The organism is Microvirga sp. Mcv34 (assembly GCF_024519725.1).
In the GTDB taxonomy this organism is placed as follows: domain Bacteria; phylum Pseudomonadota; class Alphaproteobacteria; order Rhizobiales; family Beijerinckiaceae; genus Microvirga.
This window is the reverse complement of the sequence record NZ_JALJRK010000122.1, coordinates 1-9,116: the sequence shown is the minus strand read 5'-3', so window position 1 is coordinate 9,116 and position 9,116 is coordinate 1. Positions and strand designations below refer to the sequence as shown.

Genomic DNA, 9,116 nt, shown 5'->3' with positions numbered 1-9,116 from the left:
GAAGCGGCCGGTGGACGTCACCAGCGCCGCAAACGCACTCGGGCCGACTACGTAGCCAACGAAGATCAGGATCGTCGTGCCCGCCGTCGTTTCGCTCACATGCGCCCGTGGCGACAGCCGCGCGATCTCCGCGATCTGAACGCCGTTCCAGCTCGACACCGTCACACCGGCGATCGCTGCGAGCGTCAACAGCGCCGGCATCGGCCAGTTCGGGCCTGTCGCGGCAAGCACGAGTGAGCTTGCGGCCGAGGCGATCGTCACAAGGCGCAGCGTCACGATCCCCAAGCCGATCCGGTCCGAGACCCAGCCGAGCGCAACCCGGCCAACAATGCCGGTCGCCTGCATGACTGCAAAAATCAAACCCGCTTGCGGGAGGGTCAGGCCTAACTTCGTGACCAGATAGGTGACCAGGAACGCGAACCAGCTGCCCTGGCCGATGGCGAGACAGGCTCCGACGAACGCAAGCCGCTTGAGATCCGGCGCAGCCCGAAGGAAGGCCAGCGGCCGGCGCAGATTCTCGAGCGACAGAAACAGACGTGGCCGCAGGCGCAGGTCGCGGTTGCGCTCCGCATCGACCCGCTCGCGCAACGACTGAACGGCCGCAACGGTCAGCAGCGCGACGATAGTGGCGAACGCGAGAGCCATGCGCCAGCCGGCCCAATCCGCCAGCACCGGAAGGGACACTCCGGCGAGCACGCCGCCGATCGGCACGCCCGCCTGCTTGATCGAGAAAATCAGATTGCGGTGGCGAGCCGGGGCGTAGCGTTGCAGAACATCGCTGCCGGCCGGCGTCGACGGACCGTAGCCCAGACCGATGAGCATGGCCCCGAGCACAGCGGCGCCCGCCACCGGCACCGTCAGCACCAGCACACCGACCACGCCGAGGCTGAGGCCGATCTGCAGCGCCCGAATCGAGCCCGTGCGCCGCATCAGCGGAGCTCCGCTGAGCAGAAAGAGGATCGAGCCGACGGTGTTCAGCGCGGTGAGATAGCCGATCTCGGTCTCGGACCAACCCAATTCGGCCATGAGAATCGGCGCCAGCGTCGGGATCAGGCGAGACAGGAATGCGCTGGTGGCCTGCATGGTCAGCATCGCAAGCAGCGGCCCCATCCATCCCACGGCCGGCAGGGCACGTACGGGCTGTCCCTGCTCAGGTCCGATTGGCGCGTGCATCGGCGTCAGGTTCCGGTCTGCCGCAATGCGGAGCGCGCGGCCTGGGTGAAAGTGCGCATAACGGAGGCTATTCCTGTGGTCCCGACCCAGCGCGGCCGCTGGAATCGATTTCGAGGAAACCCTCGAGGCTGGAATTGCAGCCCTCGTGCGTGAGGCCCGACTGCTTGACGCGGCCGAACGGCGCCATCGCACTGGCGAGCGCCGGGGTGTTCACGCCCGCTATGCCGCTCTCCAGAGCTTCCACCACGCGCCAGACCCGAACCAAGCAGGCACAAGCTCACGACGCCTTCTCCACTTCAGCGATCGAGTAGAGCGCATCCCAGCTCTGAGCACAGTGGCCAGCTTCAATGCTTTCCACAACGCTCTTTAGGCGCCTCAAGTGGGGCACGGACCGGCCGACAGTTTCAGCAGCCTGAATCACCCGACCTATCTGCCAATCGACCTCCGTCTTGCGCCGGTGAATCTTCAGATCGCGCCAGACGCCGGTATATTGGTTGTCGTGGCTCTTCCAATAGACCCGCTGCGCCTCCCACGATGCGTCTTGGGCTGAGGTGTTCAACGGCGCATCGAGACGGAAGGCTTTTGGGTCGAAGCCATCGCAGTTCTCGGTGCGGACGCCGCTGGCGTCCGCGACGCCGACCGTTTCGCCTGCCAGGATTGCCAGCACAGCCCGCGCGCGTGGATCGTCGTAGATTTCCAGCACAGGCGCATCGACAACAGCCGTCCCGAAATAAACCGCTCCCAGTGCCATCTTGGACCAGAGATAGCCGAAGATGTTGTCGGTGATGTCGACCTTTTGCTGGGCCGACAAAGCCGCCTGAAGCGCCTCGATCCGCGGGCCGCGGCTGCCGTCCAGTTCCCCGATTTTGAAACTGCCGGTGCCGCCATAAACGATGTGGCCAGGGCCTGTGTAATAGCCGCCGAATGTCAGATAGGCGCCAAGCGTGCGGGACGCACCGACCAGATTGGCAATCTTGTACTCTTCGAGGCCGTTCTGCAGGGAAAGGACATAGCCGTCTGGTGCCAGTGCCTCTGCAAAAGGTGTCAAGGCCTCAACCGTGTCACGGGACTTCACAGCAAGCAGCAGCCGCTCGACTGGGCCGTCGTAGGTTCCGGGCGCATAGACCGGGGCTCGCACCACGGCGTCGAGGCTGCCGCTGAGCTTGAGGCCATGCTCGCGAATGGCATCGGCGTGGGCCGCATTGGCCTCGACGAAAACCACATCGTGACCCGACCGGATCAGATGGGTGCCGACGATGCCGCCAATCGCGCCGGCACCGACAATAACGAAGGGGGACGACATCAGCGCATGTTCCTCGAGAGCGGCATATGGGTGCGGCCGCAGTGCGAGCCACCGGTGACCTTCAGGATCGATCCCGTCGTCCAGGGGGAGGCCTTGTCGGACGCGAGAAACACCACCGCCTCGGCAATGTCGTCTGGATGACCGGTGCGGCCAAGCGGGGTGCCACGCAGCATCAGGTCGGCGTAAGGGTGGAGGTCGGTTGCGCTCTCCCTGGTCCAGACCTCGTCCATGACCAGACCCGGGGCCACCGCGTTGACCCGAATCCCGTGAGGGCCGAACTCGATCGCCATCACCTCGGTCATCATGCTGACGGCGGCCTTGGAGCCGTTGTACCCTGCTCCGCCGGCGCGCGCCGATGTGGCCGCCCCCGAGGAGAGATTGACGATGGCGCCCTTGGTGCCTTCGTCGATCCAGCGCCGGGCCAGGGTTTGCACGGGAAGCATCGTTCCACGCACGTTGACGGCGAAGATCCGATCCCAGTCCTCGACCTCGACCTCGAGCACCGGGATATTGGGAAAGATGCCGTGGGCATTGATCAGCACGTTCGGCAGGCCAAGGAGAGCGGTGGCCTCATCGACCATTCGGACGACGTCGGTTTTGTTCGACACATCCCCCGCCACGGCAGCGGTTCGCCCCGGGGCCGCGAGCGCCTCGGCTGCCGCGCGGGCCTGGGCCAGATTCAGATCCGCCACCACCACTTTTGCGCCCTCGCGCAAACAGCAGTGGGCAATGGCGCGGCCGAGACGGCCGGCGCCACCGGTGACAAACGCCGTTTTTCCTTCAAGCAACATGGTCGGAGATCATCCTATTCCGCAGCCAAGCCGGCTGTCGTGGCATTGAGGCGAGTGAGGCAGGTTTCCATCGCATGGATCGCGTCGGCCAATGCGACCGCCACACGATTGTGCGCCCGCATCATTCCAACGTGGAGGAACTTGGCCGCATCGCTCTCTGGATCGAGCGTTGCAAAGCGCCGAACAGGCTGCAATCCAGGATAAGCGTGCTGGGCCAAAGCCGGATCCTGGGTAAAGCGATCCTTTTCGGTATAGTCGACGGGAACCAGCGCCCGTGACACCGCTTTCAGCGTCACGTTGATCACCTCGGCCTCAGTGCCGTCAGCGCTCTTCGCCTTGGCATTGAGCTGACTGGCCAGGTCCTCTAGCCGCTTGACCCGCTGCATCAGGAGGCCGAGATCAAAGCTCCGGCCAGCAGCAGCCTGAAGTTCGCTCAGCGTTGCGGAGAGATAGCGAGCATGTTCGGCATAATCGAGCGGCAGCACGGGGTCGGTGAGAAGGCGCCAGACCGCATGCATGTAGATCTTCGTGTCGCGAACCAGGATTGCCTCGTCGATCTTGTCGAGCGTGTCGGCCGGATTGTGCCACCACCAGCCGGTGCCATGGCCGACCCGGTTCCCCCCTCCGAACACCGACGCGGATGCGTTGGTCTCGGCATCAGGCGAAGCGGGCTGCTCGCTCATATTCTGGAAAATGCCAGGAACGCCGATGCCCCAGAAGGACTGGTCTCCGGCGCGGCTTTGCCGACGATTATTGAAGGACTGGCCACTGTGGGTCCCGACTGCCTCCGCCGCGAGGGGGCGCAACTCGGCGGCACAGCTCGTGTCACCCACGATCGTGTTGCCGAGGCCGCCCGTTGAGTCGACGTTCACGTGAACCAGCGCGCGCTTGTCGATGTCCTCCCAGTGGGCGTCGGAATACCAGGCAGAGCTCGAGTACCGCCCTTGCGAATGGCCCGACCAGAACACGACGCGCAGACCCCGCCGCCATGCCGTGCGGTGAAGCGCTGCGATCCGCGACACCTCCATCATGGTCGCGTTTGCGCCGCCGTTATCCATGACGCCGAAGTACCAGGTGTCATGATGGCCCGTATAGAACACGTAGGGCTGGGTCTCGGGGTCTGGCCCTGGCATCATGTCGGCGACGAGGATGGGCGTCTTGCGCCAGCCGGTATCGACCTCGGCATGGAGTGTCATTTTCAGGCCGGGGTTGGCCTTGATGGCCTCGCGCACCTTTTGGCCTTCATCGAACGGGATCTGGACGATCACTGTCTTGGGCAACCGGCTGACAGTCTCATGGGTCGGGCTGCCCCACACGGACGAAACGCACATTTCGTGCAGATGCTCGTGCGGGCTGATGTGGATTTGGCCGGCTGCTCCGGCTTCCGAGGCCCGCAGGGAGGCGCCGGGATTGGCAATCCCGTCGATCAGCACGATCTTGCCCGTAACGTCCTGGCGCATGAAATCCTCCGCCCCTCCGGCTCCCAGATCGACGACGGGGGCAGTCAGCCCCCCTTTCGGCGACGAGCGGGAGAAGGAGTGCGTGATGGCGCGCAGGCTTTGACCCTTCAGGACCGCCTCACCCTTCACAGGCACGCTGATATAGGCGTCGTGTTGGATGATCTCGGTCCTAAAGCCATAGGCGCGCATCCGCTCTTCACAATAGCGAAGGCTCTCAAGTTCCGTCGGCGTGCCGGCGACCTTCGTGTAGCGGTCGAAGAGCCGCATGTGCTGCATCATCAGCGGGCCATCGACGGCAGCGATTACGGTGTCTAGCGTGGGTTGGGTCATGCGGACGTTTCCTTTCCGGCACCGCTGAGTTCGAGCGGCAGCTTCTGATTGCGCAAGACGAGACTGAGCCCGCCAATGATGGCCACGGCGAACAGGATCAGGACTGTGGACAGTGCGGCGATGGTCGGATCCTGCCACTTCTGCAGGTAAAGGAACATCTCGATCGGCAGTGTGTTGTCGCCCGGCCGCACGAGGAACAGCGTCGTCTCGACCTGGTCGAACGACGTCACAAAGGCAAAGACCCCGGCGACCACCATCGATACGGAAATTTCGGGGAAGATCACGCGGCAGAACGTCTCCAGCGGCCCTGCCCCGAGATCCATCGCAGCTTCCTGCAGCGTCCAGTCGAAGCTGAACAAGGCCGCTGAAACCAGCGATATCACGAAGGGGAGGACGACCAGCATGTGGGTGAGCAGGAGGCTGGAATAGCCGCCCAACGTCCCGATGCGCACAAAGAACATGAACAGGGCGACGCCCAGGACGATCTTTGGCATCACGATCGGCGAGAGCATGAAGGCCTTGACGAGATTTGGCATTGGTAGGCGATAGCGGACCAAGGCATAGGCGGCCATGGTGCCGATCACCAGGGAGCCAAGCGTCGCCAATGCGGCCAAGACCAGACTCCGCCATGCTCCTGTGTAGAACGCGGCCTGTCCCGCAAGGTTCTCGTACCAGCGCGTGGATAAGCCTTCCGGGGGGAACACATTGTAGGCGACCGACGAGAAGGAGTTCACCACCACGATGGCAAGCGGGGCGAGGATGAAAATAATGCCAAGGATCGTAAAGGTCCACAGCGCCAAGTAGCGGAGCCGAATCCCGGAACCCAACGTTCGCATCTTACGCCTCGCTGTACTTGAGAAGGCGATTGCACAGCGCCACCACAAGGATGGCGATGACGAGCAGGACCAGACCGCCGACGGCCGCGACCGGCCAGTTGATGTCCGATGTCGCGTTATAGACCTGCAGCGGCAGAACCAGCACACGTCCGCCGCCGAGCATGGCGGGGGTCACGAATGCGCCGAGCGCCAGCGTGAAGGCAATCTGCACCGCCGCCACCACGCCTGGAAGCGTCAACGGCAGCGTGACGCTTCTGAACGTCCGCGCCCACCCTGCCCCAAGGTCCATGGCGGCCTCCCGCAGAGCCGGATCGATCCGCGTCATGGAGGAATAGATGGGAAAGACGACGAAGGGCAGGAAGACATGAGCGAGGCTGAGCACCACGCCGGTCAGATTGAACACGAGCGACACCGGCCCGTTTGTCAGGCCCAGCCCCTTCAACGCCCAGTTCACTGGTCCCTGATCCGCGAGCAGAACGATCCAGCCATAGGAGCGAACGACTACGCTGACAATGATCGGCGAGAAGATGATGAGCGACAGCCAGCGCTTCATCCAGGGACGCTCCAGCCGCCACAGCGCGTAAGCGAGCGGATAGCCGATCGCTAGCGCAAGAACGGTGGTGAGCGCTGCCATCCAGAGCGTGTCGAGCACGATGGTCTGGTAATAGGCATCGAACAGGAACCGCCGGTAGGTCGTCAGCGAGAATTCCTCGATCAACTTTCCACGTCGGAACGTGTAGAAGGAATACTCAAAAAACGTGAGCATCGGCAGGACGAAGGCGTACAGCATGAGCGCCAGACTCGGCGCGAGCATCAGCCAGGGGGCCACCTTCTGTCGCCAGCCGCGGCGGTGCACCGGCACGGCCACGGCCACAACCGGCGCTGCTGCCGTAAGGGCCTCAGACATCACCGAACAGGCGGGTCACGCCCGGCTCCCAGCCAACATCGACGAGGCTGCCCTGTGGCAAGGGGCGCGAGATACCATCGTGGCCAGCCTCCACTGTGATCTCGATCCCTGAAGGCTCGAGAATCATCAGATAGTGAACAGTCGACCCGGCAAAGATCGCGTCGCGGATACGTCCCTGCATCTGGATTGGCATCGCACGCGCCGCCTCTCCGAGGCGAATGCGCTCATAACGAATGGCGATCCAACCCCTGCGGTCGGCAGGTTTCTGGGCAACAGAGGTCGGGAAGGCCAGGCCGCCCATGGAAACAGTCGCGAGGCCCGTTGCGGCATCGGCCGCCGCACTCTCCACCTCGACCGGCAGCAGGTTGGCGTTGCCGATGAAGTTGGCTACGAAGCGTGTTGCGGGATGATCATAGATTTCCTGGGGCGAGGCGAGCTGATCGATCCGGCCATTGTTCATGACCGCGATCTGGTCGGACATCGTCAGGGCCTCGCCCTGATCATGCGTCACGTAGATGAATGTCGTGCCGACCTCACGCTGAATTCGCTTGAGTTCGAGCTGCATCTGCATTCGCAGCTTGAGATCGAGCGCGCCAAGCGGCTCGTCGAGCAGAAGCACCTTGGGCCGCTTCACGAGGGCGCGCGCCAGAGCCACGCGCTGCATCTGGCCGCCGGAGAGCTGACGCGGCTTGCGGTCGGCGAATGGGCTAAGTCCGACAAGCTCCAGCGCCTGGCCGACGCGGGTCCGGATGGCCGCGCGCGGCAGGCGGTCAACGGTGAGGCCGAACGCGACGTTGTCGAAGACCGTCATGTGCGGAAACAACGCCCAGCGCTGGAACACCATATTCGTGGGGCGGCGGTAAGGCGCAACTCCGGCCATGTTCTCACTGGAGATGAAGATTTCTCCTCGGTCCGGGAATTCAAAGCCGCTCGTCATCCGCAGCGTTGTCGACTTCCCGCAGCCTGAGGGCCCGAGCAGCGAAAAGAAGCTGCCGGCAGGCACCGTGAAGGAAATGTTGTCGACGGCGGTATGGCTGCCGAAGACCTTGGAGACATTTTTGAACTCAACGTCGGGCGTCACGTGGCCGATCCTCGCTTGTCCTGCGCGTTTGTCCGGGGAGCCCTATTGGGCTCCCCGCCACTTCGCTCAACGCAGCTTGAACTTGACCTCGCGGTCCCAACGCTCCCGCCATTCAGCGGCATCCTGAGCGATCGAGCCGTAGTCGAGGACGATCGAGTTGGCAGCAAGCTCCGCATTGAGGAGAGGATCGTTCTTTTGCTCGGCGTCGAGCTCAGCGTTCTTCACCAGCGGAACCGCGAATGTGAGCTTGGCATAGCGACCCGAATTGGCCGGCGACATCATCTCGTTGAGAAGGTCCTCGCAGACGGCTTTCTGAGCCGGCGTGACACCGTTGACCATGGCCAGATAGAGTGGGAAGCCGATCGTGCCTTCCTTGGGAATGGCAAAGCCAAGGGGAGAGCCCTCGCGCATCCAGACATAGGAGAGACCGGAGAACCACGGAGCGACCCACGCATCGCCTGAGACGAGCAGGTTCTTGACCGCATCGTTCGAGTCGACAAGGGCGCGGAAGTTCTTGGCATTCTTGGACCAGACCTCGAAGCCCGGATCAATGTTGTCCTCACCGCCGCCGTTCAACTTCGCAGCAATGACCAGCATGCGATTGTCGTAGTCGAACATCGTAACCCGGCCACGGAACTTCGGATCCCACAACTCAGTCCAGCTCTTTGGCGGCTCCTTGATGGCGTTTTTGTTGTAGAGGATGCCAATGCCGGACATCATATAGGGCGCGCCCTTGTTCTCAGGCCGCGCGTATTTCGGCTCGATGTTCGCCAGATTGGTCACGCGCTTTGGATCCAGCGGAGCCCAGAGGCCCTCCACATCCCCCTTGGTGATCGAGTCGACGTTGAAGAAACCACAATGGACCAACGGCTTATCCGGCGTCGTCCGGTAAGCAGCGACCATCTTTGGGTAAGTGATCGTGTTGTTCGACTCCAGAATGTTGATCTTAACGTCCGGATGGGCCTGCTGGTACTTCTGGATCACCTCGGTCGGAACAACACCCTGGTTGGATCCAGCCCATATGAAAAACGTGATTTCCGGGGGGTCTGCGCTGGCAGCGCCGCTAAACAGACTGGCAGTCACCGCGATGCTGGCCGCCGCGACAATCCGAGATGCCTTCATGGTCCTCATCCCTGGTTTGGGCCGGACGGGGCGCATCCAGCTCCACGAGCCCTCACTCCGCATTGCGAAATTTTTTTGCGTTCTTGTTGCGGTACACGTAAAATTTATGTCCA

9 protein-coding genes are annotated in these 9,116 nt (G+C 62.9%); all 9 read right to left on the bottom strand.

Going from position 1 to position 9,116, the window contains the following annotated elements; genetic code table 11:
- Positions 1 to 1,092, bottom strand: a 1,092-nt coding sequence (locus OC446_RS27785) for an MFS transporter (protein ID WP_262032186.1), incomplete at its 3' end; no start/stop codon positions are given.
- A 148-nt stretch (positions 1,093 to 1,240) separates the two neighbouring features.
- A complete protein-coding gene (locus tag OC446_RS27780; protein WP_262032185.1) occupies positions 1,241 to 1,438 on the bottom strand; it encodes an aldehyde dehydrogenase family protein in 198 nt (65 codons plus the stop codon).
- Positions 1,439 to 1,450: 12 nt separating this feature from the next.
- Positions 1,451 to 2,476: a ketopantoate reductase family protein gene (locus tag OC446_RS27775; protein ID WP_262032184.1), complete on the bottom strand. Its 1,026-nt coding sequence runs from the start codon at positions 2,474 to 2,476 to the stop codon at positions 1,451 to 1,453.
- On the bottom strand, positions 2,476 to 3,267 hold the full coding sequence (locus tag OC446_RS27770) for an SDR family NAD(P)-dependent oxidoreductase (protein WP_262032183.1): 792 nt from the start codon (positions 3,265 to 3,267) through the stop codon (positions 2,476 to 2,478). Before OC446_RS27770 ends, OC446_RS27775 begins: the two co-directional genes overlap by 1 nt.
- A 14-nt stretch (positions 3,268 to 3,281) precedes the next feature.
- Entirely contained in the window at positions 3,282 to 5,057 is a 1,776-nt protein-coding gene (locus OC446_RS27765) for a M28 family peptidase (protein ID WP_262032182.1), read from the bottom strand.
- Positions 5,054 to 5,893, bottom strand: coding sequence for an ABC transporter permease (locus tag OC446_RS27760; RefSeq protein ID WP_262032181.1), 840 nt, complete (start codon positions 5,891 to 5,893; stop codon positions 5,054 to 5,056). The genes OC446_RS27765 and OC446_RS27760 overlap by 4 nt, the downstream gene beginning before the upstream one ends.
- A 1-nt stretch (position 5,894) precedes the next feature.
- Positions 5,895 to 6,800 carry an ABC transporter permease gene (locus OC446_RS27755; protein WP_262032180.1) on the bottom strand — a complete coding sequence of 302 codons (906 nt, stop codon included), beginning with the start codon at positions 6,798 to 6,800 and terminating at the stop codon, positions 5,895 to 5,897.
- Positions 6,793 to 7,881 (bottom strand): ABC transporter ATP-binding protein, encoded by a 1,089-nt coding sequence (locus OC446_RS27750; protein WP_262032179.1) that lies wholly within the window; start codon positions 7,879 to 7,881, stop codon positions 6,793 to 6,795. The genes OC446_RS27755 and OC446_RS27750 overlap by 8 nt, the downstream gene beginning before the upstream one ends.
- A gap of 66 nt (positions 7,882 to 7,947) precedes the next feature.
- On the bottom strand, positions 7,948 to 9,116 hold a 1,169-nt coding region (locus OC446_RS27745), incomplete at its 5' end, for a PotD/PotF family extracellular solute-binding protein (RefSeq protein ID WP_262032178.1).

Bases quoted from the DNA above. Each gene is read 5' to 3' on its own strand.
- OC446_RS27755 (WP_262032180.1), bottom strand. From the start codon at position 6,800: ATGTCTGAGGCCCTTACGGCAGCAGCGCCGGTTGTGGCCGTGGCCGTG.
- OC446_RS27775 (WP_262032184.1), bottom strand. From the start codon at position 2,476: ATGTCGTCCCCCTTCGTTATTGTCGGTGCCGGCGCGATTGGCGGCATC.
- OC446_RS27770 (WP_262032183.1), bottom strand. From the start codon at position 3,267: ATGTTGCTTGAAGGAAAAACGGCGTTTGTCACCGGTGGCGCCGGCCGT.
- OC446_RS27760 (WP_262032181.1), bottom strand. From the start codon at position 5,893: ATGCGAACGTTGGGTTCCGGGATTCGGCTCCGCTACTTGGCGCTGTGG.
- OC446_RS27765 (WP_262032182.1), bottom strand. From the start codon at position 5,057: ATGACCCAACCCACGCTAGACACCGTAATCGCTGCCGTCGATGGCCCG.